This window comes from Streptomyces sp. NPDC059454, assembly GCF_042749965.1.
Taxonomy (GTDB): Bacteria; Actinomycetota; Actinomycetes; order Streptomycetales; family Streptomycetaceae; genus Streptomyces.
Genome location: NZ_JBHYVC010000058.1, coordinates 25,938 through 50,026, shown reverse-complemented (window position 1 = coordinate 50,026; position 24,089 = coordinate 25,938). Strand labels below are relative to the sequence as shown.

The following is a 24,089-nucleotide window of genomic DNA, read 5'->3' as shown; positions in this document are numbered from 1 at the left end:
GGCCCCGGGGCGCGGAAGCCGGGCGGCCGGAGGAACCCCGCGTCAGGCGATGGACGCCGAAATGACGGCGGACACCGCGAGGTTGCAGGACGCCGTCACCCAGACCGCCGGGTGGGGTTCGGGCTCGACCAGCGTGGCACCCAGTCGCCCCGGGGTGATGAGATCCACCACCAGGAACGCCACGGCCATCATCACCAGACCCAGCACACCGAACGCCGCGGTCGACGCCAGTCCCTTGCCGAAGTCCTCGTACGTGGTCCAGATCGAGGTGAACACGATCCCGCCGATGCCGAGCAGCGCGGAGCTCAGCACCATCGCGGCGTTGCGGTTGCGCTCCTGCCAGATCTGCCGGCCGAGCTTTCCGGGCGTCAGCACGTCGACCAGGACGATGCCGAGGACCAGCAGAACCAGTCCGAGTGCGCCGTAGGCGGTGGCCCGGCCGAGTCCGTTGACGATGTCGCTCATGGGGTTGCCGGCTCCGTAGCGTGAGAGATCGTGAGTGATCGCGGTCAAGGGCGTGCAAAATGTAGCGCACCCGTTCGACGCCCCGGCCCGGTGCCCCGTCATGCCCTGCGGCCGATGTCGTCCGCGCGGGCGACGAAGCGTGCGGCGCCGTCGCTGATCCGGTAGAGGAAGGCGCCCCCGTCCCGGTCGGCGGTGAAGGAGCGGACCGCCTCGCGGGCGCTCGCGGCGTCACCCCGGTCCCGCGCCAGCCGTACCGTCAGGTCGTAGGCGCGGCCCGGGCCGGCGTTGTGCTCGGCGACCGCGAGCCGTGCCGCGCCCTCGCACGCCCCGCTGAACAGGGCGGCGGACGCCCCGCGGGTGGAGTGGACACCGAGCACGTACGAGGGGCGTCGCGGGCCGGAGCCGCCCGGGTCGTCGTCACGGGAGGCGAGTACAGCCCCCGCACCCGCTGCGTGGCGTTCAGCCGCTGCTCCGGGCAGCGCAGCGCCTCCTCCAGGGAGACGGCCATGTCCCGTCGCCCGGCCGCGGTGTCCTCGTGCACCGTCACGGTGACGGACACGTGCACGGCCTCCTTGCCCTTCGCCTCCGGCAGGACGAACGCCCGGGTGAGACTGGCCAGTACCCGGTCCGGCAGTGGCTCGCGACGCCACAGACAGTCCTCGCCCAGCACCGCCCACTCGGCCGGATCGCTCTCGTACGGATCGCTCTTGCGGAATCCGACGCCGAAGCAGTCGGGCCGCACGGCGATTCCCCGCACGAATTCGACCGCCTCGACCCGTGTGCCGGGCGCCCGGTCCTCCGCCACGGTGTACGGGCCGGTGCCCTCGGAGGCGGCCGGGGACGACGGGCCGGGACCCGGTTCACCGGCCGTGCTCCTCCCTCCCCCGGACGGCTTCGGGGCGCCGGCCCCCTCGTCCGTTCCGGCACCCCACCAGCAGCAGCGTCCCCGTCACCGCGGCCACGACCGGTCTGTGCGCGACCACGCTCCGCTCCCCAACGGTCGGTCTTCCCGTGAGCAGCGTGGCGCATGGTGGGGCGGTCGGGTACCAACTCGACTGCATACAAAGGTACTTGCTCGGTGTCGCCGCCCAGGAGTCATGCCCGCGCGCATCCGGGGCATCAGAAGTCCACCGGACGGACCGAGAAGGGGAACCAGCCATGAGCAGGGGCAGCCGCACTCTCATCGTCATGTACGTCGCCGTCGCCCTCTGGCTCTCCTTCTGCACGGTACGCACCTGGGGCACCGTCCCCCTCTGGACCACCCTCGCGATGGCGGTCGCCTCGCTCGCTCCCGTGACCGGTGTGGTGCGGGAGACCGTCATCGCCGACGAACGGCGTGCCGTCGCCGTCCTGCGGGAACGGGAGGGGCGCCGGGCGGCGTGGCGCGACGCGGCGGCCGCCGCGCTCGCACAGGCCGAGGTGGAGGCCGCGTGCTGCGAACGCTGGTGGACCTCGTGCGCGACCGAGCACGACCTGGGCTGCGCACACCGGACCTCGTGGGGCACAACGGCGTGAACGGGGACCCGGGCCGCGGCCCGGATCCCGCACTGGCGGTTCCTGGTCCGTACCAGGGACTTGACGGCCTCTTATCTCACTCCTTGAATCAAGTGGTTGCACGTTCACCCCCCACAACCTCGGTCGGCGCACCCGTACATCCGGGTCGCCGTACGGAAAGGGAGAGCCATGTCCTCTCCGCGCAGACTCCGCAGATGGCTGATCGCCGCCGTGTCCGCCGCGCTGGTCGCGTCCGGTGCGGCAGGGACCGCGAAGGCGGAACCGGCCGATGTCACCGCCGCGGCGGCCGTGACGTTCTCGGACACCTTCGACGGGCCCGCCGGCGCGGCGGTCGACTCCTCGAAGTGGCAGATCGAGACCGGCGACAACGTCAACAACCACGAACGGCAGTACTACACGTCCGGCAACAAGAACGCCGCCCTGGACGGTCAGGGCCATCTGGTGATCACGGCCCGCAAGGAGAACCCGGCCGGCTACCAGTGCTGGTACGGCACCTGCCAGTACACCTCGGCCCGGCTCAACACCTCCGGCAGGTTCACCGCGCAGTACGGGCACGTCGAGGCGCGGATGAAGGTCCCGCGCGGGCAGGGCATGTGGCCCGCGTTCTGGATGCTGGGCACGCCGGTCGACTGGCCGGACTCCGGCGAGATCGACATCATGGAGAACGTCGGCTTCGAACCCTCCACGGTGCACGGCACGATCCACGGCCCCGGCTACTCCGGCTCCGGCGGCATCGGCGCCGGCTACACGCTGCCGGGCGGCCAGGCCTTCGCGGACGCCTTCCACACCTTCGCCGTCGACTGGGCACCGGACTCGATCACCTGGTCCGTCGACGGCAACGTCTACCAGCGGCGCACCCCCGCCGACCTCGGCGGCAAGCAGTGGGTGTTCAACAAGCCGTACTTCCTGATCCTGAACCTGGCGGTGGGCGGCTACTGGCCCGGAGACCCGGACGGCTCCACCGTCTTCCCGCAGCAACTCGTGGTGGACCACGTGTCCGTGACGACCGGTGACTCCCCGGCCGGCGGTGCGATCCGCGGCCTGGCCGGCAAGTGCGCCGACGTCGCCGGGGCCAACTCCGCCGACGGCACCCCCGTACAGCTCCACGACTGCAACGGCACCTCCGCGCAGAACTGGACCGTGGGCTCCGACGGCACGATCCGCGCCCTCGGCAAGTGCCTGGACGTCGCCTCGGGAGGCACCGCCGACGGCACCCCCGTACAGCTGTGGAACTGCAACGGCACCGCCGCCCAGAAATGGGTCGTCACCGCCGCCCGCGACATCGTCAACCCGCAGGCCGACAAGTGCCTGGACGTGACCGGCAACAACTCCGCCAACGGCACCCGCCTGCAGATCTGGACCTGCACGGGCGGGGCGAACCAGAAGTGGACGGTGGGCTGAACCGGTGAGACGCCCCCGCTCGGCCTCGGGCTGGACCATGGCCGTGTTCGGCGTGCTCGCCGCCGCCCTCGGCGCGGTGGGCCTGGTCTCGCCGGCCGCGCAGCTGTCGGTGCTCGGCCTCGTCACGCCCGGCGAGCGGGGGAGCGGCGACCACACGCCGGCCTTCGTGACGGCGTCGTCCATGGCGGCGCTCAACATGGGCGCGTACTACGTGCTGGCCGCGCTGGCCGACTGGCGGGCCTTCTTCCGCTGGACGGTGCCCTTCAGGCTGCTGACCTGCACGGTCTTCACGGCTGCCGTGATCGGCGGCAGGGCGCCGGAGGCGTTCGCCGGCGTCGCGGTCTGGGAGGGCCTCGGCGCAGCCGCGACGGGCGCGGCGCTCCGGTACGAACGGCGTGGCGGCACCGGCACGAGGTGAACACACCGCCGCCCCGGACCGGTCGGGTCCGGGGCGGCGGTGTGGTCCGGCAGCCGGTCAGCGCCGGGCCGCGGCCGACGGGAACCACGGGTAGGCGGGTGCGTCCGGTCCCCAGGTGCCGGGGCGGCCGCCCGCGTCCTTGGTGACGAAGACGCTCGGCTCGGACGCGGTCATGCCGCCGCCGGCCGAACGCGCCGTGACGAACCACGCGTGGGCCGTGCCGGGCCTGAGGTTCTTCCAGGTCACCGAGGCGACCTCACCGGAGCCGGCCCGGTCCCTGCCGATGACGCGCACCGGGTCGTACAGCGCCAGCGAGTCCGTCCTGAACGACGTGGTGCGGGTGTTGAGGTCCACCGGCAGCACCATGTTGTCCTCGGTGCCGTCGTAGCGGTGGTCCGCGTCGTACTCGGTGGCGCCGAACTCGTCGAGCAGCGGTGAGTAGGTGTCCACCGTCAACTCGGCCCGGTCGACGTCGAACTGCAGCATCCGGAAGAAGCTCGAACCGAACCGCAGCTGGTCGTCGGGCCGGTAGCCGCCCACTTCGGTGAGGCCGAGCCGGTCGGCGGACACGGTGTAGAACTGGTAGTCCGCGAGCAGTTCGACGACACCGTGGGAGACCTCGCCCGCCTTCGGCTTCACATTGGTGCCCACGCCGTGCTCGTGACCGGCCAGGATCAGGAACACGTTCGGGTTGTCCTGCACCACCGTCCTGTACAGCATCGAGCCGTCGGGCGCGGAGAACGGGGCGCCGCGTCCGTCGGGGCTGGTGCTCGGCGCCAGGTAGTCGTGCGAGAGCAGGATGCCGTTGCGGTCGGGGTGGCGCGCGAAGACGGAGGCGGCCCACGCGGCCTCCTCCTTCGTCACGCCGTACGACAGACCCACCACGACGAACTCGGCACCGCCGGCGGAGAACAGGTCGTAGTGGTTCTGGTTGTCACCCGGCCGCCAGGGACCGCCGTACTCGGCGTGCCGCCAGCCCTCGGACAGTGCCCGGTAGCGGTCCGGCCCGTAGTACTGGTTGTACAGCGCGCCCGGCCCGTTCTCGGTGCCCGACTGGTTGTCGTGGTTGCCCGCGATCACACCGTTGGGAACCCCGGCGTCGTCGAGGATCCGCTGCTGCTTCGAGGACACCTCCATCTCGCCCACGACCTGCCGCTGGGTGGCCTCGTCGGCGGGCTTGCGGATGTTGTTCTCGATGATGTCGCCGGTGTGGGCGACGTACGAGATCTTCCGCTCGTCCTTGTTGGCCGCGATCCAGCGCGTGACGTCCCCGTACGCCTTCTCCCACACCGCGCGTTCCGCGGCCGTCTCCTGTTCCACCGCACCCTCGGAGAGGTACTGCGTGTCGGTGAAGTGGACGATCGAGAAGTCGTACGCGTCCGGGTCGGCGAACCGGTCCGGGTCACCGGCGTCGATGTCGTCGGCGAACGGGTCCTCGCCGGTCACCATGACGTGGACCCGCTGCCGGTCGACGTACGCGCGGTCGACGACCGCCGTCAGCACGGTGTCGCCGTCGGCGGCGCCCCGGGCGCTGGTCAGGACGTCCCACCGCTCCGTCGCGGTGTTCCACACGCGCAGCGCGGCGAGCCGTTCGGGGTCGATGGCACCCTCCCAGCGCAGCACCGGCGCGTCGGTACGGCCCTTCACCGGGACGTCGAAGCGCTGGTAGGTGACCTCCCGGGCGGCGGGTGCGTCGAGGGTCCTGCCGTCGGCGGGCGCGAGGCCGGCGGCCTTCACCCGGCGCTCACCCGGCACCCGCAGCGTCGTGGGGACGGAGTCCGCGGTGCCCTCGTACACCTGCCGCGGCGTGAGGATCTCGGCCTCGGAGAACGTGGCGCTCACCGTGCCCCCGTCGGGCTCCGCCACCTCGGCCGACAGCCGGACACTGCGGCCCGCGTCGGTCGTGCCGGCCTTCGGGGTGAGGCCGGCGGGGGTGTCCGGGATGCCGGCGGAGGTGAATTTCACCTCGCGGGTGCCGGTGTTGCCGAGGCCGTCGGTGCCGGACACCGACAGGGTGTGCTCACCGGCCGGGAGGCCAGGACCCACGGCCGTGCCGGACTCGACCGGCTTCCCGTCGAGCTTCAGCTCCGGGCCGCCGACCACACCGGAGATGTCCTCCAGCCGTACGTCGAGCACGACCGACGCGGTGATCCGCTGCCCGGCGGCCGGGACACTGGCGGCGACCCGGGGCGCCGAGTTGTCGGTGACCAGCGTGCGGGTGGCCTTCTCGCCGGACCGGGAGACCGCGGCGAGAGTGTGTTCGCCGTCGTCGATCAGCCGGGTGTCGAGGTCGGCGCGCAGCCCCTGGGCGGGACCCTCGACGAAGAACTCGAGATCGATCTCGGTCAACGGGTTGACGTTGTCCCCGCAGTTGCCGTCGCCCAGGCTGTACGAGCCCTTGACCATCCGTCCGGTGGCGGTGCCGTTCGCCGGGGTGAGGGTGATGCCAAAGACGGCGAAGTCGTCGCGGTTGTCCCCGCACGAGGTGGGGTACGTGCCGGCGACGAGGTCGACGGTGTTCCAGCCGGGTTCGAGCCACTCGTTGGGGAAGGCCAGGTCGACGTGCTGTCCGGCGACATCGCTCTCCAGCACGTGCTTCCGGCCGTTCACCAGGACGTGGTTCCCGTAGCGGGCCTCGATCGAGTTGCTGCCCACGGTGAAGCCGAGGATCGCGCTGCCCGAGCCGAGGGTGTCGCTGACGTGCACGGCCGGGGCGTCGATCGAGTAGTGCAGCTCGACCTCCCGCAGGCGCGTGTCATCACTGCCGCAGGAACCGTCGCCCAGGGCGTAGGAGTCCGCGACGTCCCGGCCCGTGACGGTGCCGCCTTCCAGGGCGAGTTCGAGGTGCGCGAGGTCGAAGTCGTCGCGGTTGTCGCCGCAGCTGTCCCGGTACGCGCCGGTGACGACCTTGACGGTGTTGTCCCCCGGCACCAGATGGCGGGCCGGAACCGTGATCTCCGTCCGCTGGCTCACCCAGGTGCCGCCCAGGTCGATCCGCTTGCCGTTGACCACCAGGTGGTTGTCGTACTTGTCGTCGATCGAGTTCGGTCCGACGTCGAAGGAGAAGGTGGCCGCGCCGTTGCCGAGGTGCGCCTCGGTGACGGGCGCCGCACCGTCCACGGTCAGCGACCCGACGCCGCCGCCGGTTCCGGCCGGAAGGCTCGCGGACACCGTCCGCGGGCCGGCCACCAGCGTGCCGTCCTCGGGCAGCAGCCGGGGCGCGCCCGCGGGCGCGTTGTTGACGGTCACGTCGTTCTCGACGGTCTTGCCCGACGTGGTGGTCGCGCTGAGGACGTGGGCGCCGTTGCGGAGCTCCGTGGTGTCCAGATCGGCGCGCAGTCCGGTGGTGCCCCGCGGGTCGCCGAGGACGAAGAAGGTGAGTGCCGCCCTCGTCCGCAGGGTGGGGTTGGAGCCGCAACTGCCGTCGCCGAACGAGTAGGTGTACTCGTTCTCCTCGCCGTCGGCCCTCTCGCCGAGCAGTTCCAGACCGATGTCCGAGAGCACGAAGTCGTCGTGGTTGGTGCCGCACGCGCTCTCGACCGTGCCGGCGACGATCTCGATCGTGTTCTCGCCCCTGACCAGGTGCTGGTTCGGTATCTCGATCGTGCCCCGCTCGTTGACGAGGTCGCCGATGTCGGCCCGGTGGTCGCCGTTGACCACGATGTGGTTGCGGTAGCGGGCCTCCGTCGAGTTCGAGCCCACGTCGAAGGTGAGCCGGGACACCCCGACCGTCCGCTCCGCGTCGACCTCCTTCCCGTCGACCGCCAGCTTCGTCACGGAGTCACCGGCGAGCGTCGGCGTGGCCGCGATGTGCTCGGTGCCCTCCAGATAGGTCCCGTCGCGGGGGACCAGCGCCGGCAGGCTGCTCCCCTCCGCCGAACCGGCTTGCCCCGCGGGCCGCTCGGGGTCGGCCTGGGCCGCCGCCGTGGTCCCGCTCACCAGGAGCAGCGCCGCGAGCGCCACTCCCGCGAGACGCCGTGCCCCGGACCCGCCGCCCGGCCGTCTTCGCCGCTGTCTCGTCCGCATCAGCAGCCGCCCTCCCTGATCGCCGCACGATGAAGGGCACACCGGCTGTTGCGGGCGTGCCCATGGCGAATCCTGAGTGGCGCGGGTGAACGCGGGTGGAGCAGCCGTGAACGATCAGGGGAAGGGGGCCTGCGATCCGGTCAGCGCTTGAACGCCCAGGCGGGCCTCGGCTCCACCGCCCAGCGGAAGACCCGTCGCACCGGCGGTGTGCACAGCGCCGTCACGACCACGGCGGCGACCAGGGTGACCGTGATCTCGCCGAGCGGTCGGTACAGCCAGTCCGGGTCGTACCAGCCCCAGTACTTGCTGACCTGCGCGACGAAACCGTGCAGGAGATAGCCGTACAGCGTGGCCGCGCCCAGTGCCGTGAACCAGGTCCGCCGCCCCGGCACCCAGGCGAGGAAGCAGGCGACGAGGAGCAGCGAACAGCCGAACAGGACCAGGGTCATGGCGGGGCCGTACCAGGCGGGGGCGGACAGTTCCTGCGCGCTGTCCCGGTGGTAGAGCCAGCCGGACGTCACCCGCGGGACCGCCCAGTACGCCACGGCCAGTGCCCCGGCGAACACCGGTACGGCCAGCATCCGCACCCGGCGGCGGCGCACCGTCCGGAAGTGCTCGGCACGGAGGTGGAGACCGAGCACGAAGTACGGCAGGAACTGCAGCACGCGCTGCACATCGAGGTCTTCGCCGAGCGACGGGGAGACCGTCGCCAGCATGGCGACGGCGAGCGCGACGGGGACCGGCCACCGCACGAGCCTCCACAGTGGCGTGGTGAGCCGCCACACGAACAACGCGGCCAGGAACCACGTCAGGTACAGCGGCTCCAGCAGCGTGACCGGCCGGTCGGGGACGCCGTCCGTCCACCGGGTGAAGAAGGTGTACGCCGTCTCGAACACGAGGTACGGCAGGACGACGCCGGTGATCAGGCGCTTGACGCGCTCCGGACTGCCGTCGAAGCCGCGCGAGTGGTAGCCCGCGAGGACGATGAACGCGGGCATGTGGAACGCGTAGACGAGCATGTACAGCGCGCTGACGGCCCGGCTGCCGTCGCGCAGCGGTTCCCAGGCGTGCCCCACCGCGACCAGCACGATCGCCAGGTACTTGGCGTTGTCGAAGAACGCGTCACGCTGTGGTGCCCGCCGGGGCGTGCCGTCCTGTTCGGCGGGCGCCCGCCACCGCTCCGGCCCGCTCGTGTCGGCCGCGCGGGCCGGCTGTGGCGCGGCGAGGTGTCCGGTACCGGAGGCGGTGGCAGGGGCGTGGGGCGACGACATCCCAGCCGCCTCACCCGTCCCGCGGGTGGCTAAACCTCGGTGCGGCTCGAAACCTTTGATCCCCTTCCGGATCGGCTTTGCTTTTCTTTTGCCGTCCGGGAACATGGTCGCGGCCGCGTCCGTTGACCGGACGGACCGTGACAGCGACAGAAGAGGTGGCACCAAGTGGCGATGTTCGACCGGCTCAAGGAACAGGCCAAGGCCCTCCAGCAGTCCCAGGGCGCACGCACGGGGGGCGGACAGCAGCACGGGCACGGCTCCTCCTCGTCCTCGGGCGGCGGCTCCAAGGCCCAGCTGATGGGGCTGTTCAAGTCCCAGCTCGCGTCGGCCAAGGCGGAGCTCAAGAGCGGCGCCTACCGGGACGCCAGCATGGCGATGTGCGCGCTGGTCGCCGCGGCCGACGGACGCGTCGACCCGGCCGAGCGGCAGCGTGTGGAGGAACTGATCGTCTCCAACGAGGTGTTGCAGAACTTCCCGGCGGACCAGCTCCGCAAGCGGTTCAACGAGCACGTGGACCGGCTCACCGCCAACTTCGAGCTGGGCAAGGCCAAGGCGCTGGAGGACATCGCCAAGGCGGCGAAGAAGCCGGCCGAGGCCCGGGCCGTCGTCCAGACCGGCATGGTCGTCGCCGGGGCCGACGGCAGCTTCGAGCCGGCCGAGCAGTACGCCGTGCGCGACGCCTGCTCGGCCCTCGGTCTGTCACCGGCGGAGTTCGGCATCTGACGGCGGCTCGGGGAGACCGGCGCCCGACGCCGGGCCGACGGTGTGACCGAGCAGGTGCAGCGGTGCCGCCGTGACCCCGGCTTCCTCCATGGCGTCCCAGTGGGCCCGCGCCACCGCCGCGTCCACCAGGCCGTGCACCAGCGGCAGCCGGTCGTCCGAGGCGCGCAGCAGGGACTCGGTGCGGCAGGAGGCCAAAGTCCCCTCGATCCAGGGCTGGGCGAGGTAGCCGGCCGCCACGGCGGCCGGGAGGTCGGCGGCGACCTCCCGGCCGGTGGCGCCGACCCGCAGCAGCCCGCCGCCCAGGACCAGCACGTCGCTCCGTTCCCGCATACGGGCGAGGGCCCGTCCGGTGTCGAAGCAGTGCGGGAAGGAATCGTCGACCACGACGGCACCGGGCCGGAGCCGGTCGACGTCGAGCACCGCCGTCGCCCCGCTCACCGCCGTCACCAGCAGATCCGCGGCATGCACGGCGTCCGGCAGCATCCGCTGCGCCTCGGCGGTCTCCACCTCGCCGGCCAGCCCGCGCTCCCTCAGCCGGCGGCCGAGTTCCCGCAGCCGTGGCCCGCTGCCGCGCACATCGCACAGCAGCAGACGCCGGGGCGGGCGGGCGGCCAGCGACAGCAGCAGCTCGAGCGAGGACGCACCGATCGAACCCAGCCCGGCGAACGCCACCTCCAGGTCCGCGAGATCCCGGCCGGTCGCGTCCAGCGCCGCGTGCACGGTCCTGACCACCGACACCACCGTCGCCGCGTGCCCCGTCGTCACCGCCGACGGGTACTGCCGGTGCCGCAGCACGTCGAAGCCGTATCCGGTCAGCGACGGGATCATCCCGGCGAGGGACACACAGCGCGCGCCCAGGGAGGCGGCCAGTGACACCGCGCGAGCGGTGTGGTCCACCAGAGAGGCCCCCCGCCCGAGTTCGTCGGCGAACAGCGGCACGCACACGAAACCCGACCGGCCCAGCGGTGTGCGCACCGTCTCCAGCAGCCTCGGCCCGCCGTCGGGGAACAGCAGGTCGCGCACCTCGGCCCGGGGCAGCGCCGCCTCGGGCAGGCCGGCCAGTCGTGCGAGATGCCCCGGCGCCGGCAGATAGCCGACGAGCGCCGCGTCCATCGTCCCCCGCCGCTTCCCCGGCCGGGGCACCACGACCCGGTGGTTCCCGGCCGCCCGCACCAGACGGCCGCGCACCGAGCGGACGAACCCGTCGAGCGCGGCCGGCGAGAACGCGGCGGCGGAGCCCCGGACCGTGACCCGCAGCCCGTCACCGTCCGGCCGTACCGCCATGAACAGGTCCGTCGCCGACGACGGCGGCAGGAACATGCTGTCCCCCGCCTCCCACGACACCCGCAGCGCGCCGTCGCCCCGCGGGGCCAGCGCGGCGAAGTCGAGGTGGGTGAAGAAGAACTGCGACGTCACGGGCAGACCGTCGGCGCGCCGGGGAACCACGTCCTCGTGGGCGCGCGCCTCCTCCGCCTCCGCCGTGATCCGGCGCAGCGCGTCACCGAACTCCCCGTCCGTCAGGGGCGCGTCGGCCGCACCGGCCGGCCGCACGGGGACGGCGCCGGCGAACGGCCCGAAGACCCGGTGCGCGTCGGGCAGCGCGCGGTCACGGCCGCTGACCGCCAGGCCCACGACCAGATCCGGCCGGCCCGTCACCGCCGTCAACTCCTGGTAGTAGGCGGTCAGCAGCGGGGCGTACAGCGTGGTCCGCGCGGCCGAGGCGACCTCGCGCAGGGCGGCCGTCAGCGCCGCGTCGAGCGTGAACTCGGCCGACCCGAAACGGTGGTCGCCGCTCACGGCGGCACCGCGCAGCACCGGCGGCCGGTACGGGGCGTTCAGCCGGCCGGTCCGGGCCCGGTGTTCCGCCGTGGCCGGTGTGCCGGTGCCGGACCCGGCCGCCGCCAGGGCATGGTCGCGGAAGCCGGCCCGCAGCGCGGGCAGCCCGGGCGCGGCACCGCCCGCCAACCGGTCGTACACCTCGGTGAGTTCCCGTATCAGCAGCGCCGAACTGTAACCGTCGCCGATGAGATGGTGCGCGTGCACCAGCAGGACGTGCTCCTGCCGCTCCAGGGTGAGCACCCGAAGCCGCAGCAGCGGCCACGCCCAGGGTTCCAGACGCCGTTCGGCCTCGGTCGCGGCCCGCTCGTCCACCTCGGCGGGGCCGGTGACCGTCTCGAAGCCGACCGGCAGGCGCAGTGACCGGGGCAGCTCCTGCTGAACGGGCGGCCGGGCGCCGGCGGGGAAGACGGTGCGCAGCATGCCGTGGCGCTCCACCAGCACGTCCACCGCCCGCTGGAAGAGGTCCGGATCCAGCGGCCCGGACAGCCGAAGGCGCGCCAGCCACGTTCCGCCGCCCGGCGAGAGCGCCTCGGCGAGGAGGAATCCGCGCTGACCGGGAGTGACCGGGAACGGACCCGGATCCCGGTCACCGGCCGGAGCGGGCCCGGCGTCCCCGGCCACGGGGTCCTCTCCCGCGGCGGCGTCCACAACCTCCGCCAGCGCGGCGAGGGTGCGGTGACGGTAGATCACGGTCGGCCGGGGCAGCGGCTCCGCCCGCTCCGTGAGCCGGGCGAACACCTCCAGGACGAGCAGTGAGTCGCCGCCCAGCTCGAAGAAGTCGTCCTCCCGGCACACGGCGGTCACCCGCAGCACCGCGCACCAGATCGCCGCCAGCCGGCGTTCGGTCGCCGTGGCCGGGGGAGTCCTCCTGTCACCGGACGGGGTGTCCGGACCGCCGGAGGCGATACCGGGGTCCGTGGTCAGCAGAGCCGGCCGGTCGACCTTGCCGGTTCCGGTCAGCGGCAGCGCGTCGACGCACGTGATCCGAGCCGGGACCATGTACGACGGCAGCAGCCCGGCCAGCTGCCGGCGCACCTCACCCGCGACCGGACGTTCGGCCCCCGTCCGGGTGGTGACGAAGGCGAGCAGCCGCCCCTCGTGCGCGAGCACCACGGCCCGCCCGACACCGGGACAGGTCTGCAGCGCCGCCTCCACCTCGCCCGGCTCCACCCGGTTCCCGCGGATCTTCACCTGGTCGTCGACCCGCCCCAGGAACTCCAGGACGCCGTCCGCCGACCGGCGCACCCGGTCCCCGCTGCGATACCAGCGCCGCCCTCCGCGCACCGTGAACGCCCGCGCGGTCAGTTCCGGTTCGCCCAGGTAGCCGGAGGTCAGACCGACGCCCGAGATGAGCAGCTCCCCGGCCTGACCCGCCCCGCACACGGCACCGCCGGCGTCGACCACCTCCAGCCGGGCGCCGGCCGCGGACCGCCCGATCGGCAGCCGCCGCACCCCGTCGCCCGGACGCGCCTCGATGATGTGGCAGGTGGCGTTGACGGTCGTCTCGGTCGGCCCGTACAGGTTCGCGATCCGCGTGCCGCCGCCGAACAGGTCGAACCAGCGGCGCACATGCTCCACGGGCAGCGCCTCACCGCCGACGTGCACCCAGCGCAGCGCCGACAGGTCCACCGGATCCACGCCCCGCGCCGTCCGCGCCTCGGCGGCCGACAGCAGTTGCTCCCACAGTGTCGGAACGGAACTCCACACGGTCACCCGCGCCCGCTCCACATGCGTCAGCAACAGCTCGGGGTCCCGCAGCAGGTGCCTGGGCACGGTCACCACGGTGCCGCCTGCCATCAGCGGCGCGAGCAACTGGCGCACCGAGGCGTCGAAACACGGCGACGCGGTCTGTGCGAGCCGGTCGTCGGGGCCGTAGCCGAAGGCGTCGACGGCCCAGTCGAGGTAGTTCTCCATCGCCCGGTGGGTGACCGGCACCGCCTTCGGGCGTCCCGTCGACCCGGAGGTGAAGATGACGTACGCGACCGCCCCGGGATCCGGCGCGACGGCGAAGGGGCGGCCGTCGTCGGCGGACGGGTCGTCGGCCGCCACCGTCCGTACGCCGGTCAGGGTCCCGGCCAGGCCCAGGGTGGGGGAGTGGCACACCACCGTGGAGGCGCCGGTACGGGCCAGCTGATCGGCCAGCCGCGCCCGGGGATGCTCCGGGTCCAGCGGGACCCAGCCGGCCCCGGCCCGCAGGATGCCCACCACACCCACCACCGTGTCCGCGCCCGGCTCGGTGAGCAGCCCGACCAGGTCGCCCGGACGGACGCCGTGAGCACGCAGCCGTGCCGCGAGGGCGGCGGAGGCGCGGTCGAGCTCCCCGTAAGTGAGGGATGCCTCCCCGGCGTCCACGGCGGTCGCGCCGGAGCGCGTACGGAACCGGTCGAGCAGCCGGCCGACCAGGGGGAGACGCCCGTCGGGCAGCACGGACGGTGCCGGTTCGGGCGTGCGCAGGAGCGCCGCCAGCTCCTCCCGGAACTCCCGGTCCAGACGGGCCACGGTGGCCCGCTCGAACAGCGGCGCCGGGAAGTTCCACGACACGCGCAGCACCGGACCGTCCGCCCAGCACAGCAGGGACAGCCGGGTCGTCGCCGACCCGGTGCCGGCCGCGGTCGCCCCCACCTCCACCGGGCAGCCGGGGGCCGCCGCGGCCGGGAACCGGGCGAAGCTGAAGCCCGCGGGGCTCACCGTGCGCGGCCCGGCACCGTCGCCGGGCAGCATCCCGGCCAGGTCCAGGCTGCTCACCCCGGCGTGCTGCTCGCTCTCCAACCAGAGGTGGCGCAACCGCTCCGCCAGCACCACGACCGGCTCCTCACCGGCCACCTCGCACAGCAGCGGCAGGGTGTCGGCGAGCGGACCGACGAGCCGCTCCACCCCGTCGAAGCGGTCGTCGCGCCCGGCCCTGGCCACGTTCACGGCGACGTCCCGGCGCCCCGTCCACCGCGCGAGGCAGCGCACGTACGCGGCGAGGAGCAGATGGAACAGGGACACACCGTGCGTGGCGGCGAGCCGTTCGAGACCGGCGCTCGACTCGGCGTCGAACTCGCCGTGGTGCTGCACGATCGGGCCGGTCGCGGGAGCGTCGGGATCACCGTCGTAGGGCAGCCGCAGTGGTTCACCGCGCGTGGCGAGACGCTCCGCCCAGTAGCGCCGGACGGCGTCCGGCACGCCGGAGCGCCGCGTGCTCGCCGCGTACCGCGCGAAGTCCGGCGCCGGTGGCACCGCCCGCGGCGCGGGCTCTCCGTGCCACAGCGCGGTGTACGAGGTCCACAGTTCCTCGGCGAGGACGTTGAGGCTGTACCCGTCGGCGGCCGCGTGGTGCACGACCAGCAGCAGATGGGCGAGCTCCGGCTCCTGGCGGAGCAGCACGGCGCGTACCGGCGGACCCGCCGTCAGGTCGAAGGGCCGGTTGCACACGGCGGACTCGATGCCGGCCACGTCCTCGGCGGCGCAGTCCAGCACCTCGTACCAGTCCGCCACCGGAACCGGCGGCGCCGCCCGCTGCGCCGGCCGCGCGCCCGAGGTGTCCACCCGCAGCCGCAGCGTGCCGTGCCGCTGCGCCAGGTGCGCCAGCGCCCGGCCGAGGACGCCGGTGTCGAGCGGGCCGCGGACCGTCAGCCGCAGATGACCGCGCGCCGGGACGTCCGGGTGAAGCAGGCTGCTGGTGTGCAGCGCGAGCTGGACGGGCGTCAGCGCGAAGGGCTCGCCGTCCGGGCGGTCCGGGGCCCGGTCGTCGAGGTGGGCGGCGAGTTCGCGCACGGTCCGGTGCTCGAAGAAGAGGGTGGTGGGCAGGTCCCGCCCCAGCTTCCGCTCCAGCCGTTTGACGAGATCGACGGCGCCCAGCGAGTCCAGGCCCAGGGCCAGGAACGGCGTGTCGTCGTCGACCGCCGCCGGCGGGATCCCGAGGGACTGCGCCAGCAGTTCCCGCAGTACGGCGGCCGTACCGGAGGCAGCCGGGACCTGTCGGCCTGCTTCGTCACCCGTGGGCGGCTCGGGGGCGACCGGAGGTGCTGCGGGTGTCAGATCGGCGAGCGCCAGCTGTGCCACGTCCGTGCCGCAGGCCGACCGCAGGGCCGCCAGCGCGGGCGCCGTCGCCAGCGGCCGGCCCGCGGCGCTCGCGTGGCCGCCGACGCGCCCGGCGGCGAGGCCCGTCTCGCCGAACGGTCCGAGGTTCACCGACAGCCACGGGCGGCCCGCCCGCCGTTCGGCGCCGGCGAAGGAGTCGAGGAAGGCGTTCGCCGCCGCGTACGCGCCCAGGGCGCCGGCCAGGCCGGGCAGCACCGACGACACCGACGAGAACGCGACGCACACCCCGGGGCGCTGCCCGTGCCGGTCCAGTGCCTCGGCCAGCAGGACGGTGCCGAGCGTCTTCGCCCCCAGGGCGTCCACCGTCTCCCGCACGTCCGTTCCGCGCAGACTGCCGGGCCGGGCGACTCCGGCCGCGTGGAAGACGGCGTCCAGCGGGGGGAGGCCGGCGACGAGCCGTTCGACGTCGTCGGGGACGGTGAGGTCGGCCCTGACGTAGCGGGCCTCGGCGCCGCGGGCGGTGAGCTCTTCCAGCAGGCCCCGGGGCGGATGGGGGGAACGGCCTGCCAGGACGAGGACGGGGCGGGCCCGGCCCGTGAGGTCCCGGGCCAGTGCGGAGCCGATGCCTCCGGCGCCGCCGGTGATGAGGTAGGTGCCGTCGGTGGGGAGCGGGGCCGTGCCGGCCGTTCGTTCCCCGGGCCGTGGCACGACGACGCGCACCGAGCGCTGCCCGGCCCGCCAGGCGACGGCCCCCTCCGCCTGCGGCGCCGACGTCTCGGCGAGCACTGCCCGCAGGTGCTGCTCCTCGTCGTCGAGGGAGGAGAGGTCGACCCAGTTCGCGATGGCCCCCGCCGATTCCCCGGGTACGGCGAGGGCCAGTCCGCCGAGGACCGCCTGGGCGGGGTTCGGGCGCTCCGGGCCGTGGCCCGTGACGTGTGCGTCCTGGGTCACCACCAGCAGACGACGGGCGCCGGTACGGTCGAGCAGCGCGAGGGCGTCGCGCAACGCCCTGATCGCTTCACGCTGGTGCCGGTGGAGATCCGGCACCGTGTCCGGTCGGGCCGCACCGCCGGCCAGGATCACGGTTTCCAGGGCCTCGACGCCGTCCGTTTCCGTGACCGTGCGCACGCCGTGGGCGGCGAGCCGGTCCGCCAGCCGGTGTGCCGCCGCCGGGTCCGCACCGGTCACCGCGACGGTGCCGCCGCCGGGGTGCGTCGGGGCCGGCCGGGGGACCCCCGTCGCCCCGGCGGCAGGAACGTCCGCAGCGGGCGCGTTTCGCCACACGATGTCGTGCAGCAGGCCCTGCGTCGTGGGTTCGGGCCGGTAGACGTGTCGCCGGTACGGGTACGGCGGGAGCGGGACCCGCCGGCGGCCCTCGTCGAGCGTCGTACGGTCCACCGGTACGCCCCGGGTCCACAGTCGGGCCACGGTCTCCAGCAACTCCCGTGCCCCACCCGATGCTTCGACCGCGGACACCACGAAGACGCCGGCGGCGGGCGGGACGGTCCGGGTCGGACCGAGTTCCACGAACGTGTCGTAGCCCTCCTCCACCAGACGCGCCACCGCCCGGTCGAACCGCACCGGCCGCAGGGCGTGTTCACGCAGGTGGGCCGGGTCCATCGGCGGCTGCCACGCGGCGGTGAGCGTGCTCATCACCGGTGTCGAGGGCGCCGTCGGCGCCAGCCCGCGCGCCGCGTCCGCCAGGGCCTGCGCGACCGGCTCCATCAGCGGGGAGTGGAAGGCGCGCGACACCCGCAACGGGCGGACGAGCGCGCCCTGTTCGGTGAGCCGCCGGGACGCCCGGCGGACCGCGTCGGGGGCGCCGGAGATCACCAGCCGCCCCGGCCCGTTGTACGCCGCGACCGCCAGTTCACCTCCGGAGGCGTCCACCAGGGCGGACACCTCCCGCTCCCCGGCGCCCCGCACGGCCGCCATGACGCCCGGTGCGGTCGACCCGCCCATGAGCCGGCCGCGTTCCGCCGCGAACGTGACCGCCTCGCGCAGGGACAGCATCCCGCCCACGCAGGCGGCCGCGAGTTCGCCGACGCTGTGCCCGACGACCGCGTCGGGCCGTACGCCCCAGGCGGTCAGCTGCCGGGCGAGGGCGACACCGTGCGCGACCAGCAGCGGCTGCGCCACCTCCGTCGCTGCCAGGTCGTCCTCGGTCACGTCGCCGCTCGCGCACCAGTCCGTCAGTTCCCGCCCGTGTACCGTGCCGACGAGCGCCGACGCCTCGTCGAGCGTGGCGCGGTACACCGGTGCCGTGGCGTACAGCGCCCGGCCCGGACCCGGCCGCAGGCCCCCCTGACCGGGCAGGACGAAGACGGTCCGGGGCCGGTGCGTCACCGTCCCGGTGAACACCCCTCGAAGCGTCGCGGACGCCGCGGCGAGCCGTTCTGGCAGGTCGCCGTCGGCGACGAGCGCGAGGCGGTGGGGCCGGTCGTCCCGTGCCGCGCCGGCCGCCGCACAGACGTCGGCCTCGTCGAGTCCGGGGTGCTCGCGCAGATGATCCGCGAGCCGCGACGTCCACGCCTCCAGTCCCTCCGCGCTGCCCGCCGAAAGGGTCAGCAGACGAGGGCCGTCGCCCGCCGGGCGCGCGGTGCGCACCGGCGCGGGCGGGGCCTCCTCCAGGACGGCGTGCGCGTTGGTGCCGCCGAAGCCGAAGGCGTTGACGCCCGCCCTGCGCGGCCCGTCCGAATCCCAGTCGGTCTCCCCGGTGACCAGGGCGAACCCGGACCGTTCCAGCGCGGGGGAGGGCGGGGTGTGGTGCAGCGAGGCGGGCAGCCGGCCGTGGCCGAGGGCCAGGACGACCTTCACCAGCGAGGGCAGCGCGGCCGCGTTCAGCAGATGCCCGAGGTTGGTCTTCACCGAGCCGAGCAGCCGGGGCCGGCCGTCCGGGCGGGGCGGGAAGGCGTGCGCGAGGGACCGCAGTTCGATCGGGTCGCCGACGGCCGTGCCCGTGCCGTGCGCCTCGACGTAGGTCACCGACGCCGGGTCGACCCCGCAGTCCCGGTAGGCCCGGGTGATCACCTCCCGCTGGCGCAGTGGATTGGGAGCCATCAGACTCAGCGACGTACCGTCGTTGTTGACGGCGGTGCCGCGGACGACGGCGAGCACCGTGTCGTCGTCACGCCGGGCCTCCGCCAGATGCCGTACGACGAGTGCCGCCCCGCCCTCGCCCGGTACGAACCCGTCGGCCGCCGAGCCGAAGGCGCGGCTGCGCCCGGTCGGCGACAGGGCCCGCGCCGCCTCCAGGGACCGGTGTGCGGCCGGGGTCAGGTGCAGGTTGACGCCGCCGACGACCGCGAGGTCGCACTCGCCGTCCGCGAGGCTGCGCCGGGCCAGATGCAGGGCCACCAGGCCCGAGGAGCAGGCGGTGTCCACGGCCAGCGCCGGGCCGTCCAGGTCGAGACAGTGCGCCACGCGGGCGGCGACGAGGCTGGGGAGGTTGCCGGTCAGGGCGGCCTCGGCCGGCGGCGCACCGCCGGGGGCGGCCTCGGCGAGGACCTGCCGGTAGCCGCTGTCGCCGACGGCGGCGAAGACGCCGATCCGCAGGCCGCGGCGGCGCGGCCCGGCGTATCCGGCGCGCTCCAGTGCCTCGTGGGCGAGTTCGAGGAAGATCCGGGCCTGCGGGTCGAGTGCGCGCGCCTCCTCGGCACCGATTCCGAAGTGCCCGGCGTCGAAGGCGGCGGGGTCGTCCAGGAAGGCGCCCCACCGTCCGTCCTCCGCCCCGGCCGTGCCCCAGCGGCCCGCGGGCACCGCCGTCACGGCGTCGCGGCCGGCGGTGAGCAGGTCCCAGAACTCCTCCGGCGTACCGGCGCCGGGGAACCGGCAGGCCAGCCCCACCACGGCGGTCTCCGTGCGCTGCGACGGCGTACCGCCCGCGATCTCCCGCCGCTCGGACCCCCGGTGCCCTGCCGCGTCCAGGAGGTGGTCCGTGAGAGCGGCCACCGTGTCGTTGCGCATCACGGCCGGCCCGAGCGTCACGCCCAGCGCCCGTTCCAGTCCGGCGAGCGCCTCCATCGCCTTGAGCGAGCCGCCGCCCAGCTCGGCGAACCGGTCCCGGTCCCCGAACGACGGCTCCGGTATCCCCAGCACCTTCGCCCAGACCTCCCGCACCACGCCCCGCACCTGCGCGCGGGAGCGGGGCGCCGGCGCCGGGTCCCCGGACGGCCGCGGCTCCCTGCCCTCCGGGGCCGCCCCGGAGGCGGCCGTGGGCCGGTACGCCCCCGCCTCGAACCGTGACCGCATCCGCTGCCGCTGCACCTTGCCGCTGGTCGTGCGCGGGAAGGCGGACGGCGGCAGCGCGAACACCCGCACGTCGTCGTGGCCCAGCGCCGCCCGCACCCGCCCCGCGACCCGGTCCAGCGCGCCGGCCGCGGAACGCGGCGGCCGCGCCCAGGCCACGAACACCACCACCCGCTCCCCGCCGGTCATCGGGTCGGTCGACCCGATCACCACCGTCGTCCCGGACGGCACCCCGGGCGTGCCCGCCGCGACCTCCTCCATGTCCGGGGCGTGGAACGTACGGCCGTTGACGAAGAGCACGTCCTTGTGCCGGCCGCTGACGCACAGCCGGCCGTCCCGGAGGAAACCGAGGTCGCCGGTGCGCAGCCAGCCGTCGGCGAAGGCGGCCGCCGTCACCTCCGGCAGACCGTGGTACCCCCGGGCGAGCTGCGGACCACGCACCTCGATGTGCCCCACCCGCCGGTCGCCCAGCAAACGGCCGCGGTCATCGGTGACACGCACCGAGCACCCCGGCACCGGCAGCCCCACATCCATCAACTCCACCGCGTCGCCGCCCGGTTCCCGCTCCACCGCCCGCCCACGGCTGAGCGCGGCACGCTCCAGCGCCACGGGCACGGCCACCTCGCCCGGCGGCGGGAACGCGACGGCCAGGGTCGCCTCGGCCAGCCCGTACACGGGCGTCGCCGCCCGGGGGTCCAGCCCGGACGGCCGGGTCCTGGCGGTGAACTCCCGCCACACCGTCGCCGAGATCGGCTCGGCGCCCACCAGCATCAGCCGTACCGCGCTCAGATCGAGCCCGGCGAACACCTCCTCGGGCACCCTGCGGACGGTCAGCGCCAGGGCGAAGTTGGCGGCGGACAGGAGGGTGGCCCGGTGCGCGGCGGCCACCTCGAACCACAGCCGGGGATTCTTCGCGAACGACAGCGGGGCGATCCGCACCTGCTTGGCCCGTGCGGCGAGCGGCGCCAGATGGGTGCCGATGAGCCCCATGTCGTGGAAGTACGGCATCCAGCCGACCACCACGTCCCGGTCGGTGAGCGCGGCGGCCTCCAGCAGCTGGCGGAGGTTGGCCAGCACGGCGGCGTGGGTCAGCTCCACGCCCTTGGGCGCCCCGGTGCTGCCGGAGGAGAACTGCAGGAACGCCAGGTCGTCCGGGGCGGCGGTGGCGGGCGACTCGACGGCGCAGGACGTCCTCAGCTCCTCCAGCCGCAGCACACGGGCGTCGTCCGGGAGTTGGCCGGCCACGTCCGCGCAGGCCTCGTCCACCGCGACCGGGGGGCGGCCGAGGTGCTCCCACACGGGACGGACCCGCCGCATGTCGGGCGCCAGCGGCACCGGCACCAGACCGGCCGCGAGCGCGCCCCAGAACAGGGGCTGGAAGTCCTCACCGCGGTCCGCGACCACCGGTACGCAGGTGCCCGGTGCGACTCTCGCGTCACGGTACCCGCCCGCGACACGCAAGGAGTCCTCCAGCAGCCGCCGGAAGGTGACGGGCACTTCGACGCCGTCCCCCCGGACATGGACGACCACCTGGTCGGGGGCATGGCGGGCGGCGTCCAGCAGGACGTCCAGCAGCGTTGCGGCGTTCATGGGTCCGTTCGTTCACGCGTGGGCGGCGGGTCGGCGACGACGACCGACCCCATTGTCAGTGGCTGCGCCTACGGTTCGATCAGTAGGACCCGGCGGAACAGCCGCGGGTTCCGTCTGGGGAGGGGTTTGCCATGTCTGCCGGTTCCACGGTGTCGACGACGTATCTGGAGCTGTCGCAGGAGGACGGCGCCGCGCACAAGTTCTACGAAGTGACGGTCGACGACCGGACGGTGACGGTGCGCTACGGCAGGATCGGCGCGGCGGGACAGACCCAGACGACGACGTTCCCCACGGCCGCGAAGGCACAGGCCGCCGCGGCGAAGAAGGTGGGGGAGAAGGTCCGCAAGGGCTATGCGCCGGCGGTGCGGGGGCAGCGGGCCCCGCGTGCGGTGACCCGGCGTCAGGTGGCCTCGGCCCCGTCCACCGCGCGTGCCGTGGCCCCCGTGCTGTGGCGGTTCGGCACCGGCTCCTCGGCGTTCGGCATCCACGTCGACGACGACCGCTGCTGGGTCGGCAATCAGTCCGGTGACGTCTTCACCCTGGACCACGAGGGCGAGGTGCTGGCCCGCTTCAGTCTGCCGGACGGTGTGAAGTGCCTGGTCGCGGACGACTTCTGGATCTACGCGGGCTGCGACGACGGCCGGGTCTACGACCTCTCCTCGAAACTGCCGTTCGCCGCCTACGACATCGCCGCGGACGTCGACATCTTCTGGCTGGACATCCACGAGGGCGTGCTGAACGTCTCGGACCGCGCCGGCCGCCTCACCGTCATCGACCACGAGGACGAGCACCAGTGGACCCGCCGCAGCCAGGGCGAGCACGCCTGGATGGTCCGCGCCGACGACCGGGCCGTCTACCACGGCCACCACGGGGGCGTCACGGCCTACGCGCCCGACGGCGGCGGCGAGCTGTGGCACACCCCCACCCGCGGCGGGGTGCTGTTCGGCTGGCAGGAGGACGACACCGTCTACGCCGGTACGGCGCACCGCGTGGTGCAGCGGCTGTCGAAGGCGACCGGCACCATCGAGGCCACCTACGCCTGCGACAGCGCCGTGTACTCCTGCGCCACCTCCCCGGGCGGACGGTTCGTCTTCGCCGGCGACGCCGCGTCGTCCGTCTACTGCTTCGACCGGGACGGCACGCGCCTGTGGAAGCTCGGCACGGGAGGCGGATCGGCGCTGTCCATGCAGTACCGCGACGAGCGGCTCTACCTGGTGACCACGGACGGTTCGCTGGTGTGCGTCGACGCGAGCGAGGCCGCCGTCGCCGCGGCGCAGCAGGGCACGGTGCCGGTCGCGCGGGACGTCAAGCTCGCCGCGGCCCTGCCGACCTACGCGCCGGCCACGGCCGCGACCGCGGTGACGACCGTCGCACAGGCCCCCTCGGGCGCCGTCGTCGTCGAATGCGTGCAGCACAACGGCCGGCTGCGCGTCCATGTCGTCTCCGACGGCTACGACGACTCCTGGAACGTGCAGTTCCCGCGGGCGATACGGGTGCCCGGCGCACGCTATGTCGTGGACGCGCTGCACCCGGCGGCCGGCGGTTTCTACCGGGTGCGCGGCGAGATCCGCCGGCTCCAGTGACCGGGACGCGCCCCGACCCGGCCGCCGGCCCCGGCCGTCCCCCGGCGCACGGCCGGGGAAACGCCAGGCCCTGCCACCGGTGGGTGCACACGATGAACCCGTGAGCCCTGCACGCGCCCCCGCATGGGTACGGACAATGCAGTGCTCGTGATCACCCCGTGAGAAGCCGTGGTTTCCCGGCCCTGTTCAGGAAAGCAGGTCGACCGTCGTGCTGTTGCGTCTGCCCACGTCCTTGTCCGAAGCCCAGCGGTATCTGGCCGAAGGAGCGGTGCCCGTCGGCGGAGCCACCCTCGTGTGGGCCCTCTGGCAACGTGACGGCTTCCCCGAGCAGGCGATGTCCCTGCGTAAACTCCCCCAGGCCAACCTCATAGAACGCGAGGCGCTGGGCGCCGCCGTCCTGCTGCACCAGGTGGACGACCGGGTGCCGGACGTGCTGCGCCGCGCGGCCTCCACCGTGGGCACCGGCGCCGTACGCCGGACGGCCACCGTCGGCGGCAACATCGTGGGCAGCACCCTGCGCTGTCTGCTGCCCGCGGCGCTGGTCCTGGACGCGCGGGCGACCGTACTGGACCGGGACGGCACCTACGAGACCGACCTGGCCGACGTGGTGGCCAAGCGCCATCTGCTGCTCGGCATCCGCTGGCGCGACCCCGTGGCCAGCGGGTACCACAAGGCGGCCGGTGAGGTGGGCGGGCGGCCGCCCTTCGTCGTCGCCACCGCCGTGCACGCCGACGGCGACGGCACCCACCGCCTCTTCGTCGCCGCCCGGGACGGCTACGAGGTGATCAGCGAGACCACGCCCTGCCACACCGGGACCGAGGAGGTGCTCCGGACCCTGGACCGCACGGACCTGGGATCACTCCCCGCCGAGGCACGGGACGAGGTGCGCCGCGAGGTGACCGCGGTCCTGGACCGCACCGCCGGCCGCTGACACCGGCGCGCGCCACCCGGCCCGTCCGGGTGGCGCACCGGCGCGCACCGCAC

11 protein-coding genes are annotated in these 24,089 nt (G+C 74.0%); 6 read left to right on the top strand and 5 right to left on the bottom strand.

Going from position 1 to position 24,089, the window contains the following annotated elements; translation table 11 throughout:
- Window positions 1–42: 42 nt before the first annotated feature.
- Window positions 43–465, bottom strand: a complete 423-nt coding sequence (locus tag ACFXAE_RS29025; RefSeq protein ID WP_217132512.1) for a DUF350 domain-containing protein — start codon at window positions 463–465, stop codon at window positions 43–45.
- Window positions 466–563: 98 nt separating this feature from the next.
- Complete coding sequence (locus tag ACFXAE_RS29020; protein WP_384720119.1) at window positions 564–842, bottom strand: hypothetical protein; 279 nt, start codon at window positions 840–842, stop codon at window positions 564–566.
- 781 nt (window positions 843–1,623) lie between these two features.
- Here ACFXAE_RS29020 and ACFXAE_RS29015 point away from each other — a divergent pair.
- The 3 genes from ACFXAE_RS29015 to ACFXAE_RS29005 all read left to right on the top strand — a co-directional run bounded on the left by ACFXAE_RS29015 (window position 1,624) and on the right by ACFXAE_RS29005 (window position 3,799).
- Complete coding sequence (locus ACFXAE_RS29015) at window positions 1,624–1,980, top strand: hypothetical protein (protein ID WP_384720118.1); 357 nt, start codon at window positions 1,624–1,626, stop codon at window positions 1,978–1,980.
- 168 nt (window positions 1,981–2,148) lie between these two features.
- Window positions 2,149–3,381: a ricin-type beta-trefoil lectin domain protein gene (locus tag ACFXAE_RS29010; RefSeq protein ID WP_384720116.1), complete on the top strand. Its 1,233-nt coding sequence runs from the start codon at window positions 2,149–2,151 to the stop codon at window positions 3,379–3,381.
- A gap of 37 nt (window positions 3,382–3,418) precedes the next feature.
- Entirely contained in the window at window positions 3,419–3,799 is a 381-nt protein-coding gene (locus ACFXAE_RS29005) for a hypothetical protein (protein WP_384720124.1), read from the top strand.
- A 57-nt stretch (window positions 3,800–3,856) separates the two neighbouring features.
- On the opposite strand, the gene ACFXAE_RS29000 is transcribed toward ACFXAE_RS29005, so the two are convergent.
- Window positions 3,857–7,825 (bottom strand): metallophosphoesterase, encoded by a 3,969-nt coding sequence (locus ACFXAE_RS29000; protein ID WP_384720114.1) that lies wholly within the window; start codon window positions 7,823–7,825, stop codon window positions 3,857–3,859.
- 140 nt (window positions 7,826–7,965) lie between these two features.
- Window positions 7,966–9,096, bottom strand: a complete 1,131-nt coding sequence (locus tag ACFXAE_RS28995) for an acyltransferase family protein (RefSeq protein ID WP_384720112.1) — start codon at window positions 9,094–9,096, stop codon at window positions 7,966–7,968.
- Between the two features lie 165 nt (window positions 9,097–9,261).
- On the opposite strand from ACFXAE_RS28995, the gene ACFXAE_RS28990 reads away from it, so the two are divergent.
- Complete coding sequence (locus ACFXAE_RS28990) at window positions 9,262–9,819, top strand: tellurite resistance TerB family protein (protein WP_384720110.1); 558 nt, start codon at window positions 9,262–9,264, stop codon at window positions 9,817–9,819.
- On the opposite strand, the gene ACFXAE_RS28985 is transcribed toward ACFXAE_RS28990, so the two are convergent.
- Window positions 9,796–21,522, bottom strand: a complete 11,727-nt coding sequence (locus tag ACFXAE_RS28985) for an amino acid adenylation domain-containing protein (RefSeq protein ID WP_384720108.1) — start codon at window positions 21,520–21,522, stop codon at window positions 9,796–9,798. The two genes, ACFXAE_RS28990 and ACFXAE_RS28985, sit on opposite strands and share 24 nt — an antisense overlap.
- 131 nt (window positions 21,523–21,653) lie before the next feature.
- On the opposite strand from ACFXAE_RS28985, the gene ACFXAE_RS28980 reads away from it, so the two are divergent.
- Both ACFXAE_RS28980 and ACFXAE_RS28975 read left to right on the top strand, forming a co-directional pair.
- Window positions 21,654–23,105: a WGR domain-containing protein gene (locus tag ACFXAE_RS28980; protein ID WP_384720106.1), complete on the top strand. Its 1,452-nt coding sequence runs from the start codon at window positions 21,654–21,656 to the stop codon at window positions 23,103–23,105.
- Between the two features lie 208 nt (window positions 23,106–23,313).
- A complete protein-coding gene (locus tag ACFXAE_RS28975) occupies window positions 23,314–24,036 on the top strand; it encodes an FAD binding domain-containing protein (RefSeq protein WP_384720104.1) in 723 nt (240 codons plus the stop codon).
- Window positions 24,037–24,089 lie beyond the last annotated feature (53 nt).

Excerpts from the sequence above, each read along its gene's own strand:
- ACFXAE_RS29015 (WP_384720118.1), top strand. The coding sequence starts at position 1,624 with ATGAGCAGGGGCAGCCGCACTCTCATCGTCATGTACGTCGCCGTCGCC.
- ACFXAE_RS29005 (WP_384720124.1), top strand. The coding sequence starts at position 3,419 with ATGGCCGTGTTCGGCGTGCTCGCCGCCGCCCTCGGCGCGGTGGGCCTG.
- ACFXAE_RS28980 (WP_384720106.1), top strand. The coding sequence starts at position 21,654 with ATGTCTGCCGGTTCCACGGTGTCGACGACGTATCTGGAGCTGTCGCAG.
- ACFXAE_RS28995 (WP_384720112.1), bottom strand. The coding sequence starts at position 9,096 with ATGTCGTCGCCCCACGCCCCTGCCACCGCCTCCGGTACCGGACACCTC.
- ACFXAE_RS29000 (WP_384720114.1), bottom strand. The coding sequence starts at position 7,825 with ATGCGGACGAGACAGCGGCGAAGACGGCCGGGCGGCGGGTCCGGGGCA.
- ACFXAE_RS29025 (WP_217132512.1), bottom strand. The coding sequence starts at position 465 with ATGAGCGACATCGTCAACGGACTCGGCCGGGCCACCGCCTACGGCGCA.
- ACFXAE_RS28985 (WP_384720108.1), bottom strand. The coding sequence starts at position 21,522 with ATGAACGCCGCAACGCTGCTGGACGTCCTGCTGGACGCCGCCCGCCAT.
- ACFXAE_RS29010 (WP_384720116.1), top strand. The coding sequence starts at position 2,149 with ATGTCCTCTCCGCGCAGACTCCGCAGATGGCTGATCGCCGCCGTGTCC.